Origin of the sequence: Billgrantia montanilacus (genome assembly GCF_003336675.1) — a bacterium.
Classification (GTDB): Bacteria; Pseudomonadota; Gammaproteobacteria; order Pseudomonadales; family Halomonadaceae; genus Halomonas; species Halomonas montanilacus.
This window is the reverse complement of record NZ_QPII01000004.1, coordinates 166,283-190,968: the sequence shown is the minus strand read 5'-3', so window position 1 is coordinate 190,968 and position 24,686 is coordinate 166,283. Positions and strand designations below refer to the sequence as shown.

Sequence of the window (24,686 nt, the reverse complement as noted above, 5' to 3'; positions counted from 1 at the left end):
GATGCGCAAATCCTACGCTGATCGTCACGTTGCCAAGGCAACGGATTCACATTCGCCAACACCTGGAGCACCTACATGAAGACCATCAACCGTGAAGACCTTGCCGCCCTCCTAGAGGGCCAGGAGCGCCCGATCCTGGTCGAGGCACTGCCGGAGAAATTTTTCCGGCAATGGCACCTGCCGAATGCCATCAACATCAACCATGACCAGGTCAGGCAGCGGGCGCCCGAGCTGCTGCCTGACAAGCAGGCTGCGATAGTGGTGTACTGTGCCAGCGCGACCTGCCAAAACTCACACATGGTGGCCAACCAGCTCGAGGCCATGGGCTATACCGACGTTGCCGTCTACGAGGGCGGCAAGGCGGAGTGGGAGGATGCCCAGCTGCCCGTCGCCACGGCCTGACGGGGCTGTGCACTACGCTAGGGGCCTGCCGTTCTTCGGACCAGCGGGTCCCTTTCGTGATGGCGTGGGCTCCATCTCAGCGAAATAATGTTCTCCCCCCGGTAAGCCCTTACTTACCCGAAAGCTAGCGTTGCACGCGCTCGATGGCATCGTGATCGACCAAGGTCCGTTCACCGCTATTGATATACAGCCGCTTGCCCAGGCGCGGATAGTCAGACACGTCCTGAGCCAATCGCTGGCCCACTACCAGGCACACCAGCGGCTCATCGCCATCGTTGTACATCTCGTGGGCTACGCCGTTGATGGGGCAGCCGATGAAGTCGCCGGGGCCGATCGCTTGCTTCTGGTCGTCCAGGGTGGCCACGCCACGCCCAGAAAGGACGTAGATGGCTTCCTCCTCGTAGCGATGACAGTGGAACTCAGTGGAAAAGTGACCGGGCGGTACGCTGATCTGGTGGATCCCGAGCCGGGTCATGCCGACGGCATCCCCCAGCGACTTGTTGATACGCACGGCATTGGCATTGAGGAAGTGCACCTTCCTCACACCCTCCAGGGCTTGAATATCCTGCGCCGATAGATACATGTCGGTTCTCCTTTTAGTGTCGAGTCGCCGCCAGGGCATTGGCTGATCTTAGCGCGCCCGGCGGCGACCGACTTGCTCCGTTTGTACCCACTTAGGCGGCCAGACGCGGCTCTAACTCCTGCAGGCTCACATGCCCCTTGAAGTGCCCCTGCCCCGCCGGCTGCTCGCCGCGCTCGATGGCCTCGGCGAAGCGCACGGCCGGATTGTCCCTGAGCTTCGCCAGGTGCCGGGCCAGGTTCGGATAGTCACTCCCGAGATCGAACAGCCGGTGATACTCGGCCCAGCGAGCGATACCCATGAGGTAGGCATCCGCCATGCTGCGCGCATCGCCCAGCAGCCACTCGCGCTTGGCCAGCAGTCCGTCGAGGTAGGCGCAGCCCTCCGCGACCTGCTCACGGCCCAGCCGGCGCAGCAACTCCTGCTCCACGCCGCTCATTCCTTGGGTGTCATAGAGCGTCCAGAGTGGCCCGAAGGCGGCGAAGAAGTCCGTGGTGAGGTAGGCCAGCATCTGGTTCAAGCGATCATGTTCCCGGCTGCCCTGCTCGAAGCCCAGCTGTGTGCTGAGATCTCGCGCGGCCAAATGCTGCAGGATCGCCAGGCTCTCGGTAAGCGGTTCTCCATCTTCGAGTAGCAGCGCCGGGGTCTTGAAAAGCGGGTTGACCTTGGCATAGAGCGGGTCCCAGGGCTGCTCCATCATCTCGATGCGGCACAGCCGGTAGGGTTGCCCCAGCCACTCGAGCGCCACGACAGAGCCGAACGAACAGCCTTGCGGTACACCATAGAAGAGTACGGGTTCCATTGTCTTGCTCCTCACTGATTCGGGTGTGAAAGCCAGGGCGTTTGCGCCTGGCCTTGTCAGCAAGGTAATGGCTAAATAGGACATATTACGCCCTATTTAAAACGGAATAATCAGCGTGGCCAATCCTACCGTTCGCGTACTGACGCTGCTGGAACTGCTGCAGACCCACCGCCACATGAGCGGCCGGGAGCTGGCCGAGCGGTTGGACGTCGATCGCCGTACGCTGCGGCGTTACATCCAGGCCCTGGATGACCTCGGCATCCCCGTCACCACCGAGCGGGGGCGGCACGGCGGCTATCGCCTGATGCCGGGCTTCAAGCTGCCGCCGCTGATGCTGACCAGCGAAGAGGCGCTGGCTGTCTCGCTGGGGTTGCTCGCCGCCCAGGGACTGGGCATCGCCGAGACGGCCCCGGCACTGGAAACTGCGCGAGCCAAGCTGGAGCGGGTCATGCCCGCCAGGCTGAAGCAGCAGGCACACGCCCTGAGCGAAAGCGCACGTCTGGAATTGCCTTCGGCACGCGCCCCGGGCGACGAGCGCTTGTTGATCCTGTTTGCCACCGCCACCCAGGCCCGCCAGCGGGTCCGGCTCGACTACCGTGATGACCGGGAGCAGCACACCCAGCGCGTGCTCAATCCCTTTGGGCTGGTCTATCGCGGTGGTCGCTGGTACGTCAGCGGCTGGTGCCATCTGCGCCGCGACCTGCGCAGCTTTCGTCTGGACCGCATTGCCGAGGCCACGCCTCTCGACGCCAGCTTCGAGCGACCCGCCGATTTCGATCCCGCCGGGCACTTGGCCAGCAGCATCGCCAGCCTGCCCCGCGCTACCGCTGTCAGCGTGCGCTTTCATACCGAGCTCGCCAATATCGTTGCGGAGCTGGGCCGCAATATCGGTGTATTCACGCCCGACGGAAACGCCGTAATGCTCCACGCTCGCACCGACAGCCTGGACTGGTTCGCTCGCCAGTTGGTCCACCAACCCTTCGATTTCGAAATCCTCGACCCACCCGGGCTACGCGACGCCCTCTCGGAGCAGGCCGCGCGCCTCCTGAGGCTGGCAGCGAAAAATGATAGTGCACATGTCGAAATCGACTAGTTTGTATCGATGAAGGGAAGCAGGACCTACAACAATCCCCTGGAGACCCACCATGCAGCTTTCCACCTACCTGATGTTCAACGACAACTGCCGCGAAGCCTTCGAGTTCTACCAGCGCTGCTTCGACGCCAAGCTCGAGGCCATGGCCACTTACGGCGAAATGCCCGCCAGCGAAGGCATGGAAATACCTGAGGAAGCCCGAGATCTGGTCATGCACGCCCGACTGCGTATCGGTGACCAGTTGCTGATGGCATCGGACAACTCACCCTGCAGCCCTGCACCCTACGAAGGCATCAAGGGTGCGAGTATTGCGATTGGCGTCGACTCGGTACTGGAAGCCGAGAGGCTCTTCAATGCCCTGGCCGACAACGGCAGCGTGCAGATGCCGCTCGAGGAAACCTTCTGGGCGCACCGGTTCGGCATGTTGGTGGACCGGTTCGGCGTTGCCTGGATGATCAACTACGAAAAGGAGGAGCAGGCCGCCGCCTAGGCGTTGCCAGAAACGCCCCTCCCCTGGCCGTCCGGCGAGCGGATCGACGAAGGCTCGATCCCTGCCGCCGGACGGCACCCCTCCCGGTGAACGGCCACTCGGCTGCCTTGACATCTTCAAAGTGTCCATTAACTGTCCGCAGCACATCACACCGCGTTTCACCGAAGCGAAGGAAAGCGAGCGCCTTTGACGGCAATAAACGGAGTGTGGCCTCTCACCTGGAGCGGGAAAGTGGCAGAAGGACAGCGCTTTCGGAGGGAAGGAACATGATTCTGTACAGACTCGCGTCATGGCTGAAGCGAGGCCGCCGTGATGCTGCCAGCCATCGAAACCATATCGCATTGAAAGAGTGTGACGCCCGAATGCTGCGCGACATTGGGCTATATCGCGAGCATGGCCGCCTGCTGCCGCTTCATCCAGAGCAAGAGGAAACGATACGTTGACCCTGCACTTGGGAACCGCTCATGTCACACAGCGCCCTCCTGAATCGTCATGACAGTGACGGCCGCTCGGCCTTCATCTCTCGACCGATTCAGGAGCCACATATGAGCCAGAGCACTCTCCTCATCACCCACAAGGCACTGCCTGGCAAGCGCGACGAGGTGCGGCGCGCCTGGGAGACCCACCTGGCGCCCAGCATCGAGTCGCGCCAGGTCCATGATGCCTATTTCTACTGCTACGATGACAGCGACCCCGATACGATCCGCGTCTTCCAGCGCTATGCCCACGGTGCGGACCCAGAGGCCTTCATGCAGGGGCCAGCCTATGACGCCTATATCGCCGCGGTATCGCCCCTGCTTGCCCAGCCGCCCGAGATTCACGCCGCCACCGTGACCTGGGCCAAGGACAAAGCGGCCCCGGTAACCGAGAAAGCCTGATGCCTTCTGCCGACTTGCTTCTCTTCGAGGAGGCCCGCCCCATGCTGCTGGGGCTGGCTTATCGCATCCTCGGCTCGCGCGCCGACGCCGAGGATGCGGTGCAGGACACCTTTCTCAAGTGGCAGGCGGTGGATCGGGATGCGATCGATACGCCAATCGCCTGGCTGACAACGGCCTGCACGCGGCGCTGCCTCGATCTGCTGGGCAACGCTCACCGGGCCAGGGTCGACTATGTCGGCGCCTGGCTGCCCGAGCCAATCCCCACGCCCGCCGTTGCCGCCGTCGAGGATGGTGCCCTGCTCGCCGACTCGCTCTCCACCGCCTTCATGCTGTTGTTGGAACGGCTGTCGCCCAAGGAGCGTGCTGCCTACTTGCTGCATGAGATCTTCGACACCTCGTATGCCGAGATCGCCGCCATGCTCGAACTCAAGGAGCCGGCCTGCCGCAAGCTGGTGTCACGGGCGCGGGCCAATCTGCTAGCCGCCGAGCAGAGGCATGCCCCACCGCGTGAGCGCCAGCAGGCGCTGCTGGAAGCGTTCCGGCTCGCCATCACAGAGGGCGTCACGGCGCGGCTTGCGAACCTGCTCTCGGCCGAGGTGCGCCTCAGCGCCGACGGCGGCGGCAAGGTGCCCACCCTGCTCAAGCCATTGCATGGCCTGGAGGAAGTGCTGGCCTTCCTGGTGAGTCGGCTACGCGGCTACTGGTCCGACTACCAATGGCGCGAAGCCGATATTAACGGTGGCCCCGGCTTCATGATGCATCGAGAAGGAAACGTCGTCGCCACGGTTACCTTCGGCTACGACCGCTCAGGGCAGGCCACGGATATCTTCATCGTGCGCAATCCCGACAAGCTGGCGCGGCTCACGTTATGAGTGGCGCTCGACGATAGAACGGCAGGCGCTCTCTCTCGACGGAGAGTCCAACAACCCCATGATCCAGTCGCGCACGGCAGCGATGGCCGGCTCCTCGAACCGCTCGGGCGGGTAGACGAGCTGGAAGGGAGCGGCCTCTATCTCGGGGCCGAATGGCTGTACCAGGCGCCCCTGACGCAGCTCCTCCTCTATCAGGTACCGGCTCATCAAGGCTATGCCCTGGCCATCCAGCGCAGCGGTGATGCCGTGGGTTTCGTCGGAGAACATCAGCCCGGCGCTGACGTCGAGCCCCGGGACCTGGACCTGGCGCTGCCAGGCCGCCCAATCCAACGGCGCGGGCGAAGAGAAGTGGAGCAGCGTATGGCGCACCAGCTCGGCCGGTTCACGCAGCTTCAGCATGGGGCTGCAGACGGGTACGAAGACATTGTCGAACAGCTTCTCCGCGACCAGCCCGGGCCAGGGGCCCACGCCATAGCGAATCGCCATGTCGGCGACGATGCCGTCCAGAGCGACCGCCTCGTGGGAGACCTGGATGCTCAGGTCGATCTGCGGGTGGGCGTCGCGCAGCAGACACACCCAGGGCAACAGCCAGCGCGCGGCCACGGCTGGCGTCGTCGAGAGCTTCACGCCATGGCGCGAAGGAGGCCGTCGCAGCTTGGTCACCGTCTCGGCGATGGCATCGAAGGAGCCGCTCAGCACCGCCAGCAGCGTCTGCCCCTGGGCCGTCAGTACCAGCTGCCGCGGCCGGCGCACGAACAGGGCGATACCCAAGCTCTCCTCGAGCTGGCGGATCTGGTGACTGATCGCCGTCGGCGTCACCGACAGCTCCTCGGCCGCCCGCTTGGCACTGAGGTGGCGCGCCGCCGCCTCGAAGGCGCGCAAAGCGGAGAGTGAGGGTAGTCGGCGTGGCGTCATGGCTGAGTTTAATTTTGCATTAGCGGAAAAGAATCGTCGTTTGTCGCCCTACTGGGCTTCTGGCTTGATAAAAACAGCCGCAAACAAGGCTGAAAACAACTCACTCGAATGATGCTACACCCTGCGAAGGAGAAATCCCATGACCCGACTACTCCACCTCGATGCCAGCCCGCGACCCGGCCGCGCCGGTAGCCATGATCACGGTTCACATACCCGCCGGCTGACCCACCACTTCGTTTCCCGATGGCACACCCTGGAACCGAATGCCGAGATCGTCTATCGCGATATCGGCTTGTCCTCGCCACAGCTGACCAGCGTCGAATGGATCGAAGCCGCCTTCACGCCCATCGAGCAGCAAACCGAACCGATGAGAGAACTGCTCACCGAGAGCGATGCGCTGGTCGACGAGGTCGAACGAGCCGACATCCTGGTGCTCGGCGTGCCCATGTACAACTTCGGGCCACCGGCCGCGTTCAAGGCCTGGATCGACAATATCATCCGCATAAATCGCACCGTCGACTTCGATCCACAGTACGGCGCCCACCCCCACCTGCGTCTGGAGGGCTATGTACCGTTGCTGGCCGACCGTTCACGCCACGCGGTGCTGCTCTCCTCCCGCGGCGGTTTCGACTTTGACCCGGGGCGCCCCCTGGCCGCGCTCAACCACCTGGAACCGAGCGTGCGCACCGCCCTGCAGTTCATCGGCATCGGCGGCTTCCACGACATTGCCATCGAGCACCAGGAGGAAGGCGGTGACGTACTGGCCGCCTCGACTGAAAGTGCCCTGGCGCGTATCGACCGGTTGGTGGAGCGCTTGCACAGCGAAATGGCTCTGCCGCGCCTATCACAGCCGGCCTGATGACTGCCCTTCAAAGTTGCTGAACACCGGGGCGCAAAGCGCCCCGCTTTTTGCCATTCGCTATGTGGCCTGACTCACTGCCGCCTTGTCCGTCACCGGGTCAGCCTTGGCGCCGGCCGCTTCGCGTCGCTCCGAATAGCGGTCGACCAGGGGCTCGGCGTGAGGTCGCAGCAGCAGGGTGAAACGCACCAGCTCCTCCATCACATCGACGATGCGGTCGTAGAGCGGCGAGGGCCGCATGCGGCCAGCTTCGTCGAACTCCTGGTAGGCCTTGGGCACGCTGGACTGGTTGGGGATGGTGACCATGCGCATCCAGCGCCCCAGCAGGCGCAGGGTATTCACCGCGTTGAACGACTGCGAGCCGCCGCTGACCTGCATGACCGCCAGGGTACGCCCCTGGGTGGGGCGTACCGCCCCCATGCTCAGCGGCAAGTGGTCGATCTGGGTTTTCATTACGCCGGTGATCTGCCCGTGGCGCTCGGGGCTGCACCACACTTGCCCTTCGGACCAGATGGCCAGCTCGCGCAGTTCGCATACCGCCGGGTGATCGTCGCCGGCCACCTGATCCGGCAGCGGCAGGTCGGAAGGATCGAAAATCCGCGTCTCGGCGCCGAAGTGACGCAGCAGCCGCGCGGCCTCCTCCACCGCCAGGCGCGAAAAGGAGCGCTCGCGCAACGAGCCGTAGAGCAGCAGGATGCGCGGCGGATGTCCCAGCGTATCGGGTAGGCCCTGGCCGGGTCGCTGGCGAACGAAACGCTTGTCGAGGGCCGGGAGATGGTCGGGGTCGGACAGTGTGCGAAGCCTCATGTCGCCTCCTTCATGGCATGGGTTTGCAGAACGAACAGCGCCACCAGGGCCGCGAGCCCCAGGGCGGAGGAAAACAGCAGCGCCTGGGTGCCGAAACGCTCGATCAGCAGGGCAAAGGTGAGCGGCGCCAGCGCCTGACCGAAGCGTGCCGGCACCATCAGCACGCCCTGGCGCAGGCCATAGCCGTGCGGGCCGAAGATGGCCAGCGGCAGCGTGCCCTTGGCGATGGTGAGAATGCCGTTGCCGGCACCGTGCAGCAGCACGAACAGCGTGGCCAGTGGTGCCCCCAGCGCCATCACGCCGAGCGCCCCGAGCGGATGGGCAACCACCGCCAGCTTTGCCGAAAGCAGCGGATGGAAACGCTGCAGCAGCGAGAACTCGAGCAGCCGCGCCGCCACCTGGGCCGGCCCCACCAGCGCCGCGGCGGCAATGGCACCAGCAGGCGACAGGCCTGCGATCTGCAGCAACCATGGCAGGTGCGCCGCCATGCCGGTACTGACGAACCAGGTCACGGCGAAGACGAAGGCCAGCAGCGCCATGGGTAACCAGGTCGTCTCTCCTTCGGCCGCTGACGCCTCGACGCGTTGAGCGGGCGGCTGGATGCCGAAGGGTACCAGCAGGCGGTTGAGCGGCAGGCCCAGCAGCAGGTGCACCGCCGCCCAGGTGAAGCAGGCGTTCTGCCAACCGAATTCGGCGTTGAGCCAACCGGTGATCGGCCAGCACACGGTGCTGGCAAAGCCCGCCAGCAGCGTGATGCCGGTGATGGGGCCGCGCGCCTCGCGGCCGTAGAGCCCCGCCAGGGTGGAGAAGGCCGATTCGTACAGCCCCATCCCCATGCCGACGCCGATCACCAGCCACCCCACCCACAGCATCATGGGCCCGGCGGCCAGTCCCAACAGCAGCAGCCCCAGGGAGAATACCAAGCTGGAAACCATCAGCACGTCGCGCCCGCCGAAGCGATCGATGTGCCGCCCCACCGCCGGCCCCAGAATCGCCGAGACTACCAGCGCCGAGGAAAACGCCGCGAATACCGTGCCGGTCGTCAGGCCGAGATCCTGCGCCATGGGCACAGCAAGGATCGCAGGCAGGTAGTAGGTCGAGCCCCAGGCCAGGGTCTGGGAAACGCCCAGGGCGATCACCACTCGGGAACGGTTCATGTGCCACTTACCTCGATCATCGAGGTATCAACACCTGAGAAAAGACTCGCCTTCACGTCTCTCTCCCCTCCCGGTCGCTATTCGCCCCGCCCGCCATGCGGCGGCTCTCAAGGATGCAGTCCGTGGCTTCCAGCCAGGCATCCACCGCCACCTGGAAGGCCTCCCGGCCCTTCTCCGTCAGCGCGTAGACCTTGCGCGTTCGCCCCTGCACCACCTCGGCAGATGAACTCAGGTAACCGCCTGCCTCGAACTCGTTGAGCATCGGGTAGACCGTACCCTCCGATGGACTGCAGCAGCCCTTGGTGCTCTTCTCCACCGCCTGCACTACCTCGTAGCCGTGCATCGGCTTGCGATGCAGCACGCTGAGCACGAAGAACTTCGACAGCGACATCTTGATCGTGCCGTGCCAGTACGAAGGCTCGCTGTAGTCGGGAATCTTGCGGCCGGTAGCCGATTCGGTCTTTGCTTGGGTCATGGTTGAAACTTATACCTCGATGATCGAGGCGTCAATATTCATGTCGCCAAACGCCCTCCTGTCGAATCCGACCCCACCAGGACGACTACCTCGTGCAAAGACAGCAACAGGAGAACTCCTCATGTCAGCGCACGATGCAATATCCCGCCCCGTCGTCTCTCGCGACGATTGGCTCGCCGCCCGCAAGGAGCTTCTGGCAAGGGAAAAGGAGCTCACCCGCCTGCGCGACGAACTGAACGCCAAGCGCCGCGCCATGCCGTGGGTGAAAGTCGAGAAAGAGTACGCCTTCGATACGCTCGAAGGCCGCAAGACGCTCGCCGAGCTGTTCGCCGGACGCAGCCAGCTCATCGTCCATCACTTCATGTTCGGCCCCGGCTGGGGGGTGGGATGTATCGGCTGCTCCTTCACGGCCGACCACATCGAAGGCACGCGAGTGCACCTCGAGCATCATGACGTGAGCCTGGTTCGGGTCTCCCGCGCCCCGCTCGACGAGATCGAGGCCTACCGGCAGCGCATGGGCTGGCAGGTGAAGTGGGTCTCCTCGCACGGCAGCGACTTCAACTACGACTACCAGGTCTCATTCACCCCCGAAGCGATCGCCCAGGGGGCGGTCACCTACAACTACGCCACGGCCAACGTCTCGATCGAGGATCTGTCCGGCCTCAGCGTGTTCTACCGCAACACCAATGGCGAAACCTTCCATACCTACTCGACCTACGGGCGCGGCGACGAACTCGTCGACAGCACCTACATGCTGCTCGACATGACGCCCAAGGGCCGCAACGAGACGGGGCCTCACCGCAACCTGATGGACTGGGTGAAACGCCACGACGAGTACGAATTGGAAAAATAGGATGGGCGAGCCACATCGACTTCCATGCCCTGCTCGACAGGACGCCCTATGGGCGCCAGGAGGATTTCGAGGATTCGCCGACGGGATGGCCGCAGCGGCCGACCTACGGTTGAGTACCGCTCAGGGAGTCGCCGCTACCCATAGCGCCGCTGCGCGTAGTCGAGATAGCCGCCCGGGGTGAGGCCGGTGACGGCCTTGAAGTCGTGGATGAAGTGCGATTGGTCGAAGTAGCCGGCAGCGAAGGCGGTATCGGTCAGCGAGGCGGCGACACCGCCCTGCTTGATCAGCTCACGGCTGTAAGCGACGCGTAGCAGCCGGGCGTAACGCTTGGGCGAGAGCCCCACGTGGTGCTGGAACAACCGCTCCAGGCGGCGTTGGCCGAACGGCAGCTCCTCCACCAGCTCAGCGATGCTGCCCTGGCCATGACGACGCTGAAGCCAGTCAAGCGATGCCACCAGGGCCGGCACCGCCGGTGCTTCGTGGCGCCGTAGGCGCTCCAGCAGGTAGCCCTCCAGCAGCGCGATGCGAGCCGGAAAATCGGGCGTCTCATGCAGTTGCTCGTGCAGCGCTTCGAGTTCGAGCCGGCGCAAGGCATCGCCCGGCGTCAGCTCCCCACCGACCAGGGCTGAAAGCGCTTCGCCGACAAAGGGATATGCCATACCCGGCCGGAAGTGCACGCCGAGCAGGTCGAGCGTTTCCCCCACCGCCAGCCGCGCCGTGTGTCGCTTGGGGCCCTCGACCCAGCAGTTCCCACGCATCCGCTCGCCATCGCGTTCGAGCGCACCGCCGAAGTTGAACAGCAACCCCGCGGCACCGTCCGGATGCAGCAACTCCACGCCCGCCGGCTCGCCGCCGACCCGCCCCCTTGCCAGCCAGTAGCACTGCACGTATTGACGCAGCGCCGGGCAGGGCGCGAAGCGCTTGAGCGTCAAGCCGGTGGTCACCGCCTGAGAAACAAGCCGAAAATTTCCAATGCCGGTGTTGCCAGCCAGGTCAGGCTGGGGAACGTCACTCATATTCGAAGCCTTTCAGCATAAGGGAGTAACCGCTCGGGGCCGGTCAATCGCAGCGTACCTGACGCTGTCCCTGATATGGGTAAAAAAGAGCAACGACTCTCAGGTTCCAGCGGTACAGTAGAGGCCCCTTTTTCAAATGCATAATCTCTCATCCTGACGGAGCAATACATGGACAAAACGCGAATGGTGGTCGTCGGCGGTGGCGCCGGCGGACTGGAGCTGGTGACGCGCCTCGGCCGGCGCCTGGGACGACGTGGCAAGGCAGAGATCACGCTCATCGACCGCAATTCCACGCATATCTGGAAACCGCTGCTGCATGAGGTCGCCACCGGGGCGCTGGATTCCAGCATCGACGAGATCTCCTACCAGAGCCATGCTCAGCTCAATGGCTATCGCTTCCAGCGAGGCACGCTCCATGGCCTCGACCGCGATGCCCGCCAGCTGCGCCTGGCGCCAGTGCTCGACGACCACGGCGAGGAAGTGCTGCCCGCGCGCACCCTGGAGTACGACTTGCTGGTGCTGTCACTGGGCAGCGTGAGCAACGACTTCGGCACGCCCGGCGTGTCCGAATACTGTCATTTTCTCGACAGTCCGGCCCAGGCCGAAGCCTTCCGCCACGACATGCTCAATACCTTCCTGCGCTATAGCGACCCCGAACGGCGCCTGCACCCACGGCTCACCGTCGGCATCGTCGGCGCCGGCGCCACCGGCGTAGAGCTCTCGGCGGAACTCTACGATGCCTCGCGCATGCTGCACAGCTACGGCTTCACCGAGATGGACAGCCGCCACCTTGAAGTCCACCTGATCGAGGCGGCGCCGGATGTACTCCCGGCACTGCCCGAGCGCATTCGCGAGGCCGTGCGTACCGAGCTTGAACGCCTGGGCGTGCAGGTGCATACCGGCACCCGGGTGGTGTCCGTCGAGGAGGGTGCCATCGTTACCGCCGACGAGCAGCGCATCGAGACGGACCTCAACGTGTGGGCCGCGGGCATCAAGGCACCCGAAGTACTGCGCGATCTGGGCCTGACCCTGGACCGCAACCAGCGCATCAAGGTCGAGCCGACGCTGCAGAGCGTCGACGACCCCAATATCTTCGTTTTCGGCGACTGTGCCAGCTGCCCGCAGCCGGACGGCTCCATGGTGCCACCGCGGGCACAGGCCGCCCACCAGCAGGCCCAGAGGCTCTACAAGAATCTGGTCGCCCGGCTCGGGAACGGCACGCTCAAGCCGTTCCGCTACCGCGACCGCGGCTCGCTCATCTCACTGGCCCACTTCGAGGCAATCGGCAGCCTGATGCGTGGCGCCTCTGCACGCAGCTTGTTCATCGAAGGGCGGCTGGCCAAGTTCTTCTACGCCTCGCTCTATCGCATGCACCAGCGCGCCATCCATGGCACGGCCAAGACCGCGCTGATCCTGCTCTCGGACGGGCTCAACCGCTTCATTCGCCCGCGCATGAAGCTGCACTGATCCAGCAGGTCGAAAAACTACAATTCTGCCGCTAGCGGCCGGTCTAGGGTGGGGACTCCATTCATTTCTGGAGCCCCACCCATGCGCATGAATTATTTCTCCGCCAGCCCCGCCGGTCTCAAGGCCATACTCGACCTGCAGAACCATGTTCACAAGGCAGCGGAAGATGGCGAACTCAGCAATGGCCTGCTGGCGCTGGTCTATACCCGGGTTTCGCAGATCAACGGCTGCGCCTACTGCATCGACATGCACACCAAGGACGCACGCAAGGCCGGTGAAACCGAGCAGCGGCTCTATGCCCTGAGCGCCTGGCGCGAAACGCCCTTCTACACCGAACGCGAGCGCGCCGCCCTGGCCTGGGCCGAGGCCCACACCCTCATCGCCGGCCGCGGCATCGATGAGGCGCTGTTCGAGGCTACCGGCGAGCACTTCTCCGAGAAGGGCCTGACCGACCTCACCCTCGCCATCTGCACCATCAATGCCTGGAACCGTCTGGCAATCGGCTTTGCCGCCGATGCCGGCAACTACCAACCCGCATGACTGTTTGGTCGCGAGTCTCCCAACACCATCGGCTCAGCACACCAGCCTCACTGCCTGCTCGCCATTCGGCTCGTCGGTAAACGTTCTCAATCGGCGCCGTAAGGAATCGCTGAACAAATCGCCGAGCGAGATGAAGCGCAAGGCGCCCGGAGCACAGAACCGAGCGAAGCGACAAACAGCCGTAGGCTGGCCCCGAAGGGGCGAGAAGCCGAAGGCTGCGAGTCAACGGGAGCATATGGGGTATATGTGAGGATTCCGACCGGGCTGGCGCACCAGCACCGCGCAACGCAGCGATTCGCTCGTGTAGGCATTTGTGCAGTGTTTCCGTAACACTTGGAGGCATGCCCTCGCTATGCACAGCGACGGTATGCCGCTCCAAGCCATGATCGACCTCAGGTACCGAGTTGCTCGCCATCGAAAGAGATCTCGGCGAGCGACTTGGCCCGCCGCAGCAAAGCGGCTTCCTGCTCCGGTGCGAGCACCAGTCCGAACCGCTCGCGCAGTACCTGGGGCAGCGCGTCTGCATCGATCCGACGCACTTCCGGCACCTCACCCGGACGAAATATCTTCAATTCCAGGTCCGTTAACGCCAGGCGCTCCTCTGCCCCGTTGTGCTGGGCCACGATGCGCCGCACGAACGGCGAAGCCGGATGATGGGAGACGAGATAGTTTTGCTCTTCAAAGTCGGCACGATAGTAAGGCTCGTCGCTGAACTGGTAGAGATTGAACCAGCCGTCATGGCGGCGGTGACGCAGCAGCCAGTACCCCAGCGGTGAGCGCTCCAGACGGTATTCCCAGCGGCCATGGCGTGCCTCGATACCCTCCTCGAGCGATATCGGCTCGCGCGGCCCAACGTTGCCGACCCCGACATCGACCAGCCGCTGGCGCCCCGCCACGGTCACGTTAAGGATCGTGTGCCCAAGGGGAGTCACCTTGCTCGCAGCGTCGCCCATCAGTATCCGCGCACTGCGCCCCTCGACGACAAAGCCGAGCCGGTCCAACACGGTGCCGAACAGGGTGTTCTGTTCGTGGCAGTAGCCACCGCGCCGCCGCCGCACCAGCTTGTCCTGCAGGCTCTCCAGGTCGAGGCGAATTTCGCCGCCGGTGGCGATCTCCAGATTTTCGAAGGGCACCGCCGCGAGATGCGCCCGCTGCAGATCGCGTAGCGTATTCAACGTCGGCGCTAGCGAACCGCGATAGTCGATACGCGCCAGGTAGGCGTCGATATCGAGCGGCGATGTCTCCCACTGGGCCGTGTCGTGAAGATCGGATTGCCGAAGAGTAGTAGCTGTCATGTTTCAAGACTCCCTATGCCCGCGACACCACGTCGCTGCTGGCGATGCCTGGCCAGCCCATTTAAGGCCGGCCGATTATCCGGAGCCTAATACCTCAAGTTAAGTTGATATCAATACCGCATCGACCTATCGCCCCCATAGCGGCCGTTAGGCTATGTACGAAAAGTCGGCGAGCGAAGGTCAGGCAAGGCAAAAATCGGCGAAAAAGCGGAGTTTGCGGGGTGTAAATGAGCATTTTGAGTCGGTTTTTAACGCCGCATGGCCAAGCGCAGGCAGTTTTCGTACAAAGCCTAATGCCTCGCTCAATGACCGCCCAGGATCATCACTCCATTGCTGCACCGTTACCTGTGAGCGACACAAAGCCATGTTTCGCTTGCGAGAACTCAACCCGCCAGGGCCTTGCGCAGCCCACCGAAGCGTCGACGGTACTGGGCCGGGGTCAGGCCGACCTTGCGCCGGAATAGCCGGCCGAAGAAGGCGCCGTCCTCATAGCCCACCGCCTCGGCAATGGCATCCACCGGCGTCTTATCGGTCTCCAGCATCTGCTTGGCCTCTTCCAGGCGCAGGGTGTGCACATACTCCATGGGCGTCAGGCCGGTGGCCTTCCTGAAGCGACGGTGGAAACTGCGCTCGCTGAGGCCGGAAACCTCGATCAAGGACGCCACGGGCGACGGCTCGTCGTAGTGTTCGGCGATCCACGTCTGGCAGCGGGCGATGACAGCGTCCTCTGCCTGGCGGGTACGCGCAAGCATGGCGAAGGGAAGCTGGCCGGCCGCATGCCAGTCGATCAGGAACAGCTTGGCGAGATGCATCGCCTCGTCGACACTCGCCAGGCGCGCGATGAGATAGAGCGCCAGGTCGCTCCAGGAGGTACCGCCCCCCGCCATGACCAGGCGATTCCCGGTGCCGCCGACCACCAGGGCTCGATGCGGATGCACCCGCACGTCCGGATAGCGGGCCAGGACATCGCAGTAGGCCCAGTGCGTGGTGGCATCCTCGCCCCGCAGCAGACCCGACTCGGCCAGCAACAGGGCGCCCGAACAGGCGGTCGCCAGGATAGTACCGTCAGCATGGCAGCGCTTGAGCCACTCGACCTCCTCGGCATAGCGCCCCTCGAGCACCGCCTGGGGTGGCAGCATGATCTCGGGAATACACACCACATCGGGCACCCAATCCAGCCCGGCGTCGGGAACGATGCGCACGCCATTGGCGATGGTCAATTCACGCGTACCGGTGCAAGCAACCACCTGCGGCACGAACAGCGGCTCGCCGGCCTTTCCCTCGATCAGGACGGGCCAGTCGCGCCCCGCAGCGGCGAAGACATCGTAAACCCCGTACAGCGTGGAAGCCGCCACTTCCGGGATGGCCAGCAATGCGATGGTGGGTTTCTGCATCGTCATGGCGGAAACCGCCGGTTTTTGTCCGTAGGGACTTCAGTGTAGCCCAGCCGGGAGCGCCAGAATGGACACTCCAATGCACACAACAAGACCTGTGGAGAACCGACATGACTGCCCAAGCCAAACCTTCCGTTAACGACGCCTTCGACGCCTCCCTCGCCGCCGATTTCGAGAATCGCTTTGTTCGTGCCCTCAACGAGGGCGCCATGCTGCAGCTGATCTCACTGGCCCACCGCAGCGGCCTGCTCGGCCAACTGGCCGACGGCGAGCCAGTGACCAGCAGCGAACTTGCCACCAAGGCCAAGCTCGATGAGCGCTACGTGCGCGAGTGGTTGGGCGGCGCGACGGTCGCCGCACTGGTCGAGCACAACCCGCAGGCCATGACCTATCGCCTTCCCCCCGAACGCGCCACGCTGCTGACCGACGGCGGCGAAGCCAATCTCGCCGTGTTTTCCCAGTACCTGCCGCTGATGGGCCAGGTGGAAGACGACGTGCTGGCCTGCTTTCGCCACGGTGGCGGCGTGCCGTACTCGCGCTACGCACGTTTCCATGAAGTCATGGCCGAGGACAGCGGCCAGACCGTGCTGCCCGTGCTGTTGGATGCCATCCTGCCCTTGGCACCGGAGCTGCCGGACAGGCTGGCACAGGGCATCGACGTACTCGATCTCGGCTGCGGCCGCGGCCTGGCGCTGATGAAGCTCGCCGAACGCTTCCCCAACAGCCGGTTTATCGGCTACGACCTCTCTGCGGAGGCCATCGGCTGGGCGACGGAGCGTGCCGCTCGTCTGGGCCTGACCAACCTGCGCTTCGAGGAGCGCGACCTCAGCGACTTCGACCGCACGGCTCCGGCGCAGCGCTACGATCTGGTTACCACCTTCGATGCCATTCATGACCAGGCCCACCCGCTGAACCTGCTCAAGGGTATCCGCCGCACCCTGCGCGAGGATGGCGTCTACCTGGCCCAGGACATCCACTCGTCAAGCCACCACCACGGCGACCGCGACCACCCCATGGGCACGTTGCTCTACACCCTGTCGATCATGCACTGCATGAGCGTCTCACTCGCCCAGGGCGGCGAAGGGCTAGGAACGATGTGGGGCCGGGAGAAGGCACGGGAGTATTTCGGCAAGGCCGGCTTCGGCAACATCGGGGTGCACCAGCTGCCCCACGACATCCAGAACGACTATTGGGTGCTCAGGCCTTGAGCCGTTCGCCGACAACAAGGCCTTGCTTGGCTCTACAGCCCCGGGTCAGTGTTCCAGGCTCACCGCCTGGCCGGTGACGACGATGCCACCAGTAAGCGGGACATCCACCTCCAGGCGGCTGGGCCGGCCCATGACCTCGCCCTGCCGGATCGTCAACTGGGCAGGCGCCTGTAGTAGGCCGGCATCGCGCAGGTAGCCACCCAGCGCCGCGGCGGCCGCACCGGTGGCGGGGTCTTCCACCACACCGCCCACCGGGAACGGGTCACGGGCGTGGAAATGCCCTTCGCTCTCGCGCCATACCAGCTGCAGCGTGGTCAGCCCTTCACGCAGCATCAGCGCCTTGAGACGCTCGAAATCGTACTCGAGCCGTTCGAGGCGCTGCTGCGTCTTGCATGCCAGCATCAGGTGCCAGGCCCCGGCGTAGGCTCGCGCCGGCGGAATCTCGAGATCGAGTTCGTCCGCCTGCCAGCCAAGCAGTTCGCACACCGACTCGACCAATTCAGGCTCGGCGGGGCGATACTCCGGCGCGACCGATACCAGCGAAGCCCGCCACTCCCCTTCCACCTGGTCGACGGTGACGCTCACCTCGCCCACCTCCGTATCGAGCAGGTAGCTGCCCGCCCCGCTCAGCCGGCCCATCTGCACGCCGCCGGCCACCGTGGCATGGCCGCAGAAGCTCACCTCCGCCTCGGGGCTGTAGTAGCGCACCGTCCGACGCTCACCCTTGGCCGGGGCAATGAAGGCGGTTTCGGAATAGCCCACCTCTGCAGCGATACGTTGCATCTCGGCCGGCTCGGGCAACACATCGCCCAGCCACACCCCGGCGGGGTTGCCGCCGCTGGGGTCATCGGTAAAGGCCGCCAGGCGATAGAGAGTGCCGCTCATGGGAAGCTCCTTGGGTTCATGTCGTTGCCTGACATTGTGGTTTGAAAAAGAGGGAGAGAACAGGACTCACCTCACTTATCACCGTAGTAATGGCCGATTGATCACGATAGCTGAATAAACAATTAAACTTAGCGCTCCAAGGTGAGACTTAGCCTGGTTATTTGGCAGGTAACAAGAACGACGTCTACGTTTAAACATCTCCCGACCGAAGCGCCTAGCACTACTGAGAAGGGCTTTGCCAAAAAGTAATTTCTGAAGTCAGAACAAGCCGAAAATTGGGTGACCCATGAAAGTCAAACGCATCATGTCCAACACGGCGACATCGGATATCGACAAGGCTGCAGCCTTCTATGGGGAAATCCTGGGCCTCGACCTGCTCATGGATCACGGCTGGTTTCGGACATACGGCTCTGATGAAAAGATGACCGTACAGTTGAGCTTCGGCACCGAGGGTGGCTCCGGCACACCGGTGCCCGATCTCTCCATCGAAGTCGACGATATCGAAGCGGCGCTGGCACGCTGCGAGAAGGCGAACGTGCCAATTGAGTACGGCCCTGTCAGCGAGCCTTGGGGCGTGCGACGGTTCTATGCCCGCGACCCGTTCGGCAAGCTCGTCAATATCCTGCAGCATGAGTAAGCGAACTCACTCAGGCAGGCACCACCTGTCTGGCTCGCCTTTTGCTCTCACCCCTTGGCTTTCAGCAAGCCCGTAGCGAGCTGCCGGAACGCCTCCACGGCTTTCGGTAGCACGGCGCGGGGGTCGTCGGCGGCGGCAATCCACAGGGCGGCGTTGAGTGCCGCGCCGTTGATCAACCGGGCGGCGGCCTCCGCATCCACCGGCTTGACCGTGCCCTCATCGATGAGCGCCTGGAGGGTCTGGGTCGTGCGCAGCAGGCACGCATTCTGGTTGGGCCATTGAGAAGGGTCGCCGAGTACGGCCGGGCCGTCCAGCAACATGATGCGCTGGACTTCCGGTTCCAGCGCCATTTCGATGTAGGCCACACCCTCCTCCAGCAGACCACCCCATCGGCTTGCCGCCTGGTCCTGGGCGGCCAGCATCCGCTCCACCATCTCCTGGTCGATCTGGTCGACCACAGCCTGCAGCAGCCCCTGCTTGCTGCCGAAGTTGTGATAGAGCGCCCCCCGGGTCAGCCCGGCTTCGGCGGTAAGATCGTCCATCGAAGCGGCCGCATAGCCCTTGGCCGCGAAGGCCTTGCGAGCGGCTCGAATGATCTTGCCCCGGGTTTCCTCCATCATCTGCGCACGTTTCGTGGCCACAACACACTCCTCAAAGCTATCCACCACTCAAACCTTCCTAGGCCTTGAGCCTGCCTACATTTCTACCTACCGGCCAACTTTAACATACAAAACGTATGTCAATTTGACATACGAAGCGTATGCGGCCAGCATGTCACATACGGGGCGTATATCAACTCCCCTTCTACCGGAGCAGAACGATGGGCAAACGCGATGCAGTCTTTCCTGCCGGTCGGCAGGCACTCTATGAGATCAACCGCTATTCAGCGGCGATCCGCTCAGGCGACTTCCTGTTCGTCTCGGGCCAGGTCGGCAGCCGCGAGGATGGCTCACCCGAGCCGGATTTCGAAAAGCAGGTCCAGCTCGCCTTCGATAACCTGACAGCCGTTCTCGAAGCCGCCGGCTGCACCTTCGACGATATCGTCGACGTAACCACCTTCCACACCGATCCTGCCGCTCAGTGGGAAGCGATCGACAGGGTGCGAACGAAGGCAATTGGCGAACCGCCCTACCCCAACTGGACCGCGGTGGGCGTGAACTGGCTGGCGGGCTTCGATTTCGAAATCAAGGTCATCGCGCGGATTCCGCAGCCAACGGCGTAATCTCTCAAGTACGCACCGCCGCTTGATCAACGGCGGTGTGCACCCATCGACGTTGACCTCAACTTACCCTCAGATATTATGCTTCCTGCATGGCTCGACTTGGAATCGAGGCCGACATCGCGAATTATCAGCCTATTGTGCCCTGAGCTCATGTCCGTAGTCCCTGATATCTGTACAGGAAAGGGTGAAGCGATGTTGCCCACCAACATAGTAACGACACGGCTTTACCTCCGTGAACCGTGCGTCTCAGACGCCTCCCGCCTCTTTCGTGCATACACCACGGACACGGAAGTTTCGCGCTACTTGGTATGGCGCCCGCACAACGCGATAACCGAAGCCGTGGAATTCATCGCCATCTGCATCGAAGCCTGGGGAGATCGCACGCATTTTCCCTACGTCATCACTCTTGCCGGTAATGAGCAAGAGCCCATCGGCATGGTAGAGGCGCGACCCAAGGGCCATACGGTCGATCTGGGCTATGTCCTGGCCCGCCGATTCTGGGGGCAAGGCATCATGACAGAAGCGCTGGTCGAGCTGACCGAGCGCTGCCTGGCACAGCCCGAGTATTATCGGGTTCAGGCCACATGCGATGTCGAGAACCTGGCTTCCGCTCGCTTATTGGAAAAAGCGGGCTTCTCGAGAGAAGGACGGCTCGAGCGGTACGCCTTGCATCCGAATATCGGCCCAGAGCCCAGAGCATGCTTCATGTATGCCCGCTGCCGGTAGCTAGGCCATACTGCGGCGGATGGTGCGGCCAAACCTATTCATCCTTCTTCCATCCCCTCGCGACACATCACTACCCGGTTCCTGCCGTCGCGTTTGCCAACGTAAAGTATCTGGTCCGCTCGCATAATCAAGGACTCGAGGTCGGCGTCTTCAGTGTTCGCTAAAGCAATACCTATGGTCACGCTTAGGCGCATCCCGCTCATTTCTTCCTTTAACGGAAGCTCAGCGACCATCTTTTGCAAGCGCTCTGCCACAATTTGAGCATCATCGGGGCCGGTGTCCGGCAAGGCCACCATGAACTCTTCACCGCCGAAACGTCCTATTACATCCGTGGGGCGTAGAGACTGCGCACACGCCTCCGCGATTTTTGTCAGAACCCAATCCCCGTGTATGTGGCCCCAAGTATCGTTGATACTCTTGAAATGATCGACATCAATCATGAAAAGGCTGAAGGGTTTCTTTTCCATTCGCGAGCGCTGCAGCAATGCCTTGGCCCGCTTCATGAAATGGCTTCGACTATCCAATCCCGTTAGAGCATCCCGCTCGGCGAGCATGCGCAGCTGAGCTTCCAGGTCTTTTCGAAGTGCTATTTCCTTGAGCAGATGGTGATTTTGAGCACGCTCTTCTTGAAGCAACGCAAATTGCCTGCGCTGAAGGCTTTCCAAACGCAGCAAGGCACAAAAGCCCACTGCATTGGTCATGATCAACAACAGCGCCAAGCGAAGCGCCACCACTGGTGAAATATCCGCAAACAGCACGGCAGAGGTCAGAAAGCCAACACTCAAATAGAGGCTCGCGAACGTCACCACCGTCAGCAAATTAGGGATCAGGAGATAGAAAGCCATGGTGGCTACCACCACCGCTGTTACCTGAGTGGCGAGGCTCTCGGGGCGCAAGGGAACGATCAAGATGATTCCCGTCGCAAGTATCCAGAGCGGCAAAGCGTGCAACCAGATTTTACGGAAATAGTTTCCCCAGCGCCCGATAGTGAATGCCAGGAGAAGACAGAGGCTCACCACCACGATGCGCATGGTGATCAGCAAATAATACTCTCTGGTCAAGCCAAGAAGATTGTAGTCCGTAATAGCAAACATGCCGAAGATCAAGGACACCAGGATCAACGAAAGACGTGACTCAAACCGCGCCCTCGTCTTGATAAGCCTGCGATACACCGACTCCATGCGATATTCGCAAAATTGACCCGTCAACCAATGCACGGCATATTTCGTATTTCGCGATGACAAAGCCCATGCTCCCTGTGGCAAACGACGTTTTTTTGGCGGTTTGATCAGTGAAGCTCCGAGAAAGCTGCTGGCTGACCAACGAAGACAAGGTGGAAATGACCATGGATGATGTTCCATCTTAGTATCGCAGCCGACTCTATGGCTGCTTGTTGGTCCTGAGCGCAGGCTTGTCCTAAGCAAATTTATCGGCGCCTTGCCTCAAATCTTTAGCAGAAACGACTTTCGGGCAACCATGAAAAGCCTGCGCAGCGCCCCTAGATGCTACGCTTCCAGTGTGCTCGCGACAGCGGAGGAGACGATGGCTTTCCACAATCCGGACCCTAAAATTCGGGCAATTGAACAGCGCAATGCCCGAGTGAAGGCCGATCTGTTTGCCAAGCTGTTTGGTGGTGCGTGGCGAAGACTTCGCCAGGGCGCCCTGAGACTGTCGAGGAGGTGATAGCGCCGCGGCCACATCGTAGCTGGGGGCGTCCTTGGCCGTGAAGCCGTGGGCTGCGCCCTTGTAGAGCGCGGTGATGAAATGCACGCCGGCCAAAGTGTTCGAGTGGAAGCTGGCCGCAGAACTTTTCGCCTATTCTGATGAGATGCTCGAGACAGCTTACGACCTAGAGCGGCCGTGCCGCCAAAGGCGCGTGATGAGCCAAGACAATTATCCAAGACAATCACGAGGAGAGCGTCATGAAGGCTGAAGAGTTGCGGTCCGTCCAAACGCCACTGAAAGAGCGTTATCGCGAGGCACCGGATGCCGCGCTGATCACTCTTCGCGCGCAAGGGCGTCTCGGTGAGGGTGTCAGCTGCAGAATCGAGACGGGCAAAGCACTCGTTGAGGCCGGGCTGCATCCCGCCACGGGCGGGAGTGGTCAGAGCGCGTGTTCGGGCGACATGCTGCTCGAAGCCTTGGTGGCCTGCGCTGGGGTGACGCTGAATGCCGTCGCCACCTCCCTAGGCATTGAATTGCGAGATGCCTCGCTCCAGGCGGAAGGTGATCTCGATTTCCGCGGAACCCTTGGCGTATCAAAGGAAGTTCCCGTCGGCTTCCAGAGTATTCGGCTGCAAGTCGCCCTGGATACCGATGCGTCGGAAGAGCAGCTCGAAACCCTCTTGCGCTTGACGGAACGGTACTGCGTTGTTTATCAAACACTGGCACATCCGCCTGTGTTGTCGGTTGCTCGCCAACCCGCAACGGACTGAGCTTTACAATCACACCCACAGGACACACCAACCTGTCACTTCCGCCGCATCCCGTTCGATTACCGGGTAGGTGAACAAACCTGCAGGATGAGCACATGCGCACAGTGATCGTTGGCGCAATGGTTGAAGTGGCACGGCGCGAGGAAGATACAGCGAGAAGGTCAAGGCCACCACCCACCCTGCCGGATCGCCACGCAGCCGACTACTTCGGGGTTGTAGAGATAGAGCCAGGCGGGACCGAAGGCGGTGACGTGTATGGCGCGGCGGTAAAGCCCGGCATGCGGCTGGCGTGGCCGAAAATCTTCTAGCCTGTCCAGTTCGGTAAGCAGAGTGGCGTCGACGCGAAACACCTCCACCTCTACCCCACGGGAGGTTTCGGGCTTGGCGCCGGGAAAAGGCCCGAGATCGTAGAGGGTAGCGCTGGTCAGCCGGTCGCTGCCGAGGAAGTCGGCACCCTCCAGCCAATGATGATTGCGCAGCCCGCGTTTCAGGGTGCCGTACACGGCCACCAGCGGCGTGCGGGTAATGGAGAGCACGGGCGTGTGCATGAAGGAGCTGTCTCCCTGGCAAGTTGGCATAAGAGAATTCTAGCCGTTCGCCATTCGATGCCACCACGCCCGCCAGGCAACTCACCGCTACTCGATATCTTTGCACTCTCCAAATTCACCGCAAGAAGCGGAGTTTTCCGCTTGCTCTCCTGCCATAAGTTGGGGCTTTCCCAAGACGGAGTGGCAGGCATGATTACAATCAATCGCACCATGGACCCGCTAGAGTGGGTATTGTTGGTGACCTTATCGGTGCTGTGGGGCGGTTCCTTCTTCTTCGTGAGGGTGGCGTTAGCCGAACTGGGACCGTTTACCATCGTGGCACTTCGCGTCGGATTGGCGGCGCTGGCGCTGAACGCTCTGGTGGTCGTACTGGGCCAGCGCATGCCGCGCGACCCTACGCTGTGGTTGGCCTTCTTTGGCATGGGCCTGCTCAACAACATGATTCCCTTCACTCTTATTGCATGGGGGCAGGGGCACATTGCGAGTGGCCTGGCGTCTATTCTCAATGCCGCCACGCCCTTCTTTACTATCGTCGTGGCGCACTTCCTGACCCGCGATGAGCCTTTCACCTTGAATCGCCTGTTTGGTGTGGTGGTCGGCTTCGCCGGTGTTGTCTACATGCTCGGCGCAGAGGTCTCTGAGGGCTCTGCCAATCGCTCATGGGCCCAGGTCGCGGTGCTCGCCGGCGCCCTTTCCTATGCCTTTGCCGGGGTATTCGGGCGTCGCTTCCGCACGCTTGGTTGCTCGCCACTGGTGACGGCTTGCGGCCAGATAACAGCATCGGCGATGGTGCTGGCTCCCCTGGCCCTGACGATGGAGCGCTTCTGGGCACAGCCCTGGCCGGGGCTGGAAACCTGGACGGCTATATTTGGCCTGGCGCTGTTCTCCACCACGTTGGCGTATCTGATATATTTCCGCCTGCTGGCAAGCGCAGGGGCAACCAACCTGTTGCTAGTCACCTTCCTGATACCGGCCAGCGCCATCTTGCTTGGCATACTCTTCCTGGGCGAACGGCTCGAGCTGCGGCACCTTGCCGGGCTAGTGATTATCGGCCTGGGGCTCGCGGCCATTGATGGTCGACTTCAGGGGAAGATTCGCAAGTTGACCAAGAATCAGAGCATCACATAATG

28 protein-coding genes are annotated in these 24,686 nt (G+C 62.6%); 15 read left to right on the top strand and 13 right to left on the bottom strand.

Going from position 1 to position 24,686, the window contains the following annotated elements; all coding sequences use genetic code 11:
- The first annotated feature begins 75 nt into the window (after window positions 1-75).
- Window positions 76-402 (top strand): rhodanese-like domain-containing protein, encoded by a 327-nt coding sequence (locus DU505_RS07935; protein ID WP_114478455.1) that lies wholly within the window; start codon window positions 76-78, stop codon window positions 400-402.
- A gap of 124 nt (window positions 403-526) precedes the next feature.
- Here DU505_RS07935 and DU505_RS07930 read toward each other — a convergent pair whose 3' ends face one another.
- Both DU505_RS07930 and DU505_RS07925 read right to left on the bottom strand, forming a co-directional pair.
- A complete protein-coding gene (locus tag DU505_RS07930; protein WP_114478454.1) occupies window positions 527-985 on the bottom strand; it encodes a cupin domain-containing protein in 459 nt (152 codons plus the stop codon).
- 91 nt (window positions 986-1,076) lie between these two features.
- On the bottom strand, window positions 1,077-1,784 hold the full coding sequence (locus DU505_RS07925; protein WP_114478453.1) for a glutathione S-transferase family protein: 708 nt from the start codon (window positions 1,782-1,784) through the stop codon (window positions 1,077-1,079).
- Between the two features lie 115 nt (window positions 1,785-1,899).
- On the opposite strand from DU505_RS07925, the gene DU505_RS07920 reads away from it, so the two are divergent.
- From DU505_RS07920 to sigJ, 4 genes are all read left to right on the top strand, one after another.
- Window positions 1,900-2,877, top strand: coding sequence for a helix-turn-helix transcriptional regulator (locus tag DU505_RS07920; RefSeq protein WP_114478452.1), 978 nt, complete (start codon window positions 1,900-1,902; stop codon window positions 2,875-2,877).
- 52 nt (window positions 2,878-2,929) lie between these two features.
- Window positions 2,930-3,367, top strand: coding sequence for a VOC family protein (locus DU505_RS07915; RefSeq protein ID WP_114478451.1), 438 nt, complete (start codon window positions 2,930-2,932; stop codon window positions 3,365-3,367).
- Between the two features lie 545 nt (window positions 3,368-3,912).
- Window positions 3,913-4,245 (top strand): putative quinol monooxygenase, encoded by a 333-nt coding sequence (locus tag DU505_RS07910; RefSeq protein ID WP_114478450.1) that lies wholly within the window; start codon window positions 3,913-3,915, stop codon window positions 4,243-4,245.
- Window positions 4,245-5,117: an RNA polymerase sigma factor SigJ gene (sigJ, locus tag DU505_RS07905; protein WP_114478449.1), complete on the top strand. Its 873-nt coding sequence runs from the start codon at window positions 4,245-4,247 to the stop codon at window positions 5,115-5,117. The genes DU505_RS07910 and sigJ overlap by 1 nt, the downstream gene beginning before the upstream one ends.
- Here the strand turns inward: sigJ and DU505_RS07900 are convergent.
- Window positions 5,112-6,032, bottom strand: a complete 921-nt coding sequence (locus tag DU505_RS07900; protein ID WP_114478448.1) for a LysR substrate-binding domain-containing protein — start codon at window positions 6,030-6,032, stop codon at window positions 5,112-5,114. The two genes, sigJ and DU505_RS07900, sit on opposite strands and share 6 nt — an antisense overlap.
- A gap of 139 nt (window positions 6,033-6,171) precedes the next feature.
- On the opposite strand from DU505_RS07900, the gene DU505_RS07895 reads away from it, so the two are divergent.
- Window positions 6,172-6,891 (top strand): FMN-dependent NADH-azoreductase, encoded by a 720-nt coding sequence (locus DU505_RS07895; RefSeq protein ID WP_114478447.1) that lies wholly within the window; start codon window positions 6,172-6,174, stop codon window positions 6,889-6,891.
- A 60-nt stretch (window positions 6,892-6,951) separates the two neighbouring features.
- Here DU505_RS07895 and arsH read toward each other — a convergent pair whose 3' ends face one another.
- From arsH to DU505_RS07880, 3 genes are read right to left on the bottom strand one after another with little or no spacing between them, the layout of a single operon-like run.
- Window positions 6,952-7,698 carry an arsenical resistance protein ArsH gene (gene arsH, locus DU505_RS07890; RefSeq protein WP_114478446.1) on the bottom strand — a complete coding sequence of 249 codons (747 nt, stop codon included), beginning with the start codon at window positions 7,696-7,698 and terminating at the stop codon, window positions 6,952-6,954.
- The gene (locus DU505_RS07885; RefSeq protein ID WP_114478445.1) at window positions 7,695-8,855 is read right to left on the bottom strand and encodes an MFS transporter; all 1,161 of its coding nucleotides are present in this window, start codon (window positions 8,853-8,855) and stop codon (window positions 7,695-7,697) included. The genes arsH and DU505_RS07885 overlap by 4 nt, the downstream gene beginning before the upstream one ends.
- A 52-nt stretch (window positions 8,856-8,907) precedes the next feature.
- Window positions 8,908-9,330, bottom strand: a complete 423-nt coding sequence (locus DU505_RS07880) for a PadR family transcriptional regulator (protein WP_114478444.1) — start codon at window positions 9,328-9,330, stop codon at window positions 8,908-8,910.
- Between the two features lie 121 nt (window positions 9,331-9,451).
- Here DU505_RS07880 and DU505_RS07875 point away from each other — a divergent pair, with 121 nt between their 5' ends.
- The gene (locus DU505_RS07875; protein ID WP_114478443.1) at window positions 9,452-10,183 is read left to right on the top strand and encodes a DUF899 domain-containing protein; all 732 of its coding nucleotides are present in this window, start codon (window positions 9,452-9,454) and stop codon (window positions 10,181-10,183) included.
- Window positions 10,184-10,317: 134 nt separating this feature from the next.
- Here DU505_RS07875 and DU505_RS07865 read toward each other — a convergent pair whose 3' ends face one another.
- On the bottom strand, window positions 10,318-11,199 hold the full coding sequence (locus tag DU505_RS07865) for a helix-turn-helix domain-containing protein (RefSeq protein WP_114478442.1): 882 nt from the start codon (window positions 11,197-11,199) through the stop codon (window positions 10,318-10,320).
- Between the two features lie 168 nt (window positions 11,200-11,367).
- Here DU505_RS07865 and DU505_RS07860 point away from each other — a divergent pair, with 168 nt between their 5' ends.
- A complete protein-coding gene (locus tag DU505_RS07860; protein WP_114478441.1) occupies window positions 11,368-12,666 on the top strand; it encodes an NAD(P)/FAD-dependent oxidoreductase in 1,299 nt (432 codons plus the stop codon).
- 81 nt (window positions 12,667-12,747) lie between these two features.
- Complete coding sequence (locus DU505_RS07855) at window positions 12,748-13,206, top strand: carboxymuconolactone decarboxylase family protein (RefSeq protein WP_114478440.1); 459 nt, start codon at window positions 12,748-12,750, stop codon at window positions 13,204-13,206.
- Window positions 13,207-13,598: 392 nt separating this feature from the next.
- Here DU505_RS07855 and DU505_RS07850 read toward each other — a convergent pair whose 3' ends face one another.
- Together DU505_RS07850 and DU505_RS07845 are read right to left on the bottom strand one after the other, a co-directional pair.
- Window positions 13,599-14,501, bottom strand: coding sequence for an arylamine N-acetyltransferase family protein (locus DU505_RS07850; RefSeq protein WP_114478439.1), 903 nt, complete (start codon window positions 14,499-14,501; stop codon window positions 13,599-13,601).
- A 383-nt stretch (window positions 14,502-14,884) separates the two neighbouring features.
- Window positions 14,885-15,901 carry a GlxA family transcriptional regulator gene (locus DU505_RS07845; protein ID WP_114478438.1) on the bottom strand — a complete coding sequence of 339 codons (1,017 nt, stop codon included), beginning with the start codon at window positions 15,899-15,901 and terminating at the stop codon, window positions 14,885-14,887.
- A 104-nt stretch (window positions 15,902-16,005) separates the two neighbouring features.
- Here DU505_RS07845 and DU505_RS07840 point away from each other — a divergent pair, with 104 nt between their 5' ends.
- On the top strand, window positions 16,006-17,103 hold the full coding sequence (locus DU505_RS07840; protein ID WP_114478437.1) for a class I SAM-dependent methyltransferase: 1,098 nt from the start codon (window positions 16,006-16,008) through the stop codon (window positions 17,101-17,103).
- A 45-nt stretch (window positions 17,104-17,148) separates the two neighbouring features.
- On the opposite strand, the gene DU505_RS07835 is transcribed toward DU505_RS07840, so the two are convergent.
- Window positions 17,149-17,988, bottom strand: coding sequence for a PhzF family phenazine biosynthesis protein (locus tag DU505_RS07835; protein ID WP_114478436.1), 840 nt, complete (start codon window positions 17,986-17,988; stop codon window positions 17,149-17,151).
- Between the two features lie 286 nt (window positions 17,989-18,274).
- Between DU505_RS07835 and DU505_RS07830 the strand changes: the two genes are divergently transcribed.
- A complete protein-coding gene (locus tag DU505_RS07830) occupies window positions 18,275-18,625 on the top strand; it encodes a VOC family protein (protein ID WP_114478435.1) in 351 nt (116 codons plus the stop codon).
- A gap of 47 nt (window positions 18,626-18,672) precedes the next feature.
- Here the strand turns inward: DU505_RS07830 and DU505_RS07825 are convergent, their stop codons facing one another.
- Window positions 18,673-19,266, bottom strand: a complete 594-nt coding sequence (locus DU505_RS07825; protein WP_245947819.1) for a TetR/AcrR family transcriptional regulator — start codon at window positions 19,264-19,266, stop codon at window positions 18,673-18,675.
- 179 nt (window positions 19,267-19,445) lie between these two features.
- Between DU505_RS07825 and DU505_RS07820 the strand changes: the two genes are divergently transcribed.
- Both DU505_RS07820 and DU505_RS07815 read left to right on the top strand, forming a co-directional pair.
- Window positions 19,446-19,847, top strand: a complete 402-nt coding sequence (locus tag DU505_RS07820) for a RidA family protein (protein ID WP_114478434.1) — start codon at window positions 19,446-19,448, stop codon at window positions 19,845-19,847.
- A 78-nt stretch (window positions 19,848-19,925) separates the two neighbouring features.
- Window positions 19,926-20,573, top strand: coding sequence for a GNAT family N-acetyltransferase (locus DU505_RS07815; protein ID WP_114478433.1), 648 nt, complete (start codon window positions 19,926-19,928; stop codon window positions 20,571-20,573).
- A 38-nt stretch (window positions 20,574-20,611) separates the two neighbouring features.
- Here DU505_RS07815 and DU505_RS07810 read toward each other — a convergent pair whose 3' ends face one another.
- The gene (locus DU505_RS07810; RefSeq protein WP_245947817.1) at window positions 20,612-21,790 is read right to left on the bottom strand and encodes a GGDEF domain-containing protein; all 1,179 of its coding nucleotides are present in this window, start codon (window positions 21,788-21,790) and stop codon (window positions 20,612-20,614) included.
- Window positions 21,791-22,495: 705 nt separating this feature from the next.
- Here DU505_RS07810 and DU505_RS07800 point away from each other — a divergent pair.
- Window positions 22,496-23,008: an OsmC family protein gene (locus tag DU505_RS07800; RefSeq protein WP_114478431.1), complete on the top strand. Its 513-nt coding sequence runs from the start codon at window positions 22,496-22,498 to the stop codon at window positions 23,006-23,008.
- A gap of 161 nt (window positions 23,009-23,169) precedes the next feature.
- On the opposite strand, the gene DU505_RS07795 is transcribed toward DU505_RS07800, so the two are convergent.
- A complete protein-coding gene (locus tag DU505_RS07795) occupies window positions 23,170-23,556 on the bottom strand; it encodes a gamma-glutamylcyclotransferase family protein (protein WP_114478430.1) in 387 nt (128 codons plus the stop codon).
- Between the two features lie 189 nt (window positions 23,557-23,745).
- Here DU505_RS07795 and DU505_RS07790 point away from each other — a divergent pair, with 189 nt between their 5' ends.
- Window positions 23,746-24,684, top strand: a complete 939-nt coding sequence (locus tag DU505_RS07790) for a DMT family transporter (protein WP_114478429.1) — start codon at window positions 23,746-23,748, stop codon at window positions 24,682-24,684.
- Window positions 24,685-24,686: the final 2 nt, after the last annotated feature.

Coding starts and splice junctions, on each gene's coding strand:
- DU505_RS07815 (WP_114478433.1), top strand. CDS start 19,926: ATGCTTCCTGCATGGCTCGACTTGGAATCGAGGCCGACATCGCGAATT.
- DU505_RS07850 (WP_114478439.1), bottom strand. CDS start 14,501: ATGACAGCTACTACTCTTCGGCAATCCGATCTTCACGACACGGCCCAG.
- DU505_RS07830 (WP_114478435.1), top strand. CDS start 18,275: ATGAAAGTCAAACGCATCATGTCCAACACGGCGACATCGGATATCGAC.
- DU505_RS07895 (WP_114478447.1), top strand. CDS start 6,172: ATGACCCGACTACTCCACCTCGATGCCAGCCCGCGACCCGGCCGCGCC.
- DU505_RS07845 (WP_114478438.1), bottom strand. CDS start 15,901: ATGACGATGCAGAAACCCACCATCGCATTGCTGGCCATCCCGGAAGTG.
- DU505_RS07880 (WP_114478444.1), bottom strand. CDS start 9,330: ATGACCCAAGCAAAGACCGAATCGGCTACCGGCCGCAAGATTCCCGAC.
- DU505_RS07910 (WP_114478450.1), top strand. CDS start 3,913: ATGAGCCAGAGCACTCTCCTCATCACCCACAAGGCACTGCCTGGCAAG.
- DU505_RS07860 (WP_114478441.1), top strand. CDS start 11,368: ATGGACAAAACGCGAATGGTGGTCGTCGGCGGTGGCGCCGGCGGACTG.
- DU505_RS07885 (WP_114478445.1), bottom strand. CDS start 8,855: ATGAACCGTTCCCGAGTGGTGATCGCCCTGGGCGTTTCCCAGACCCTG.
- DU505_RS07935 (WP_114478455.1), top strand. CDS start 76: ATGAAGACCATCAACCGTGAAGACCTTGCCGCCCTCCTAGAGGGCCAG.
- sigJ (WP_114478449.1), top strand. CDS start 4,245: ATGCCTTCTGCCGACTTGCTTCTCTTCGAGGAGGCCCGCCCCATGCTG.
- DU505_RS07915 (WP_114478451.1), top strand. CDS start 2,930: ATGCAGCTTTCCACCTACCTGATGTTCAACGACAACTGCCGCGAAGCC.
- arsH (WP_114478446.1), bottom strand. CDS start 7,698: ATGAGGCTTCGCACACTGTCCGACCCCGACCATCTCCCGGCCCTCGAC.
- DU505_RS07820 (WP_114478434.1), top strand. CDS start 19,446: ATGGGCAAACGCGATGCAGTCTTTCCTGCCGGTCGGCAGGCACTCTAT.
- DU505_RS07925 (WP_114478453.1), bottom strand. CDS start 1,784: ATGGAACCCGTACTCTTCTATGGTGTACCGCAAGGCTGTTCGTTCGGC.
- DU505_RS07900 (WP_114478448.1), bottom strand. CDS start 6,032: ATGACGCCACGCCGACTACCCTCACTCTCCGCTTTGCGCGCCTTCGAG.
- DU505_RS07865 (WP_114478442.1), bottom strand. CDS start 11,199: ATGAGTGACGTTCCCCAGCCTGACCTGGCTGGCAACACCGGCATTGGA.
- DU505_RS07855 (WP_114478440.1), top strand. CDS start 12,748: ATGCGCATGAATTATTTCTCCGCCAGCCCCGCCGGTCTCAAGGCCATA.
- DU505_RS07835 (WP_114478436.1), bottom strand. CDS start 17,988: ATGAGCGGCACTCTCTATCGCCTGGCGGCCTTTACCGATGACCCCAGC.
- DU505_RS07875 (WP_114478443.1), top strand. CDS start 9,452: ATGTCAGCGCACGATGCAATATCCCGCCCCGTCGTCTCTCGCGACGAT.
- DU505_RS07800 (WP_114478431.1), top strand. CDS start 22,496: ATGAAGGCTGAAGAGTTGCGGTCCGTCCAAACGCCACTGAAAGAGCGT.
- DU505_RS07790 (WP_114478429.1), top strand. CDS start 23,746: ATGATTACAATCAATCGCACCATGGACCCGCTAGAGTGGGTATTGTTG.
- DU505_RS07930 (WP_114478454.1), bottom strand. CDS start 985: ATGTATCTATCGGCGCAGGATATTCAAGCCCTGGAGGGTGTGAGGAAG.
- DU505_RS07795 (WP_114478430.1), bottom strand. CDS start 23,556: ATGCACACGCCCGTGCTCTCCATTACCCGCACGCCGCTGGTGGCCGTG.
- DU505_RS07840 (WP_114478437.1), top strand. CDS start 16,006: ATGACTGCCCAAGCCAAACCTTCCGTTAACGACGCCTTCGACGCCTCC.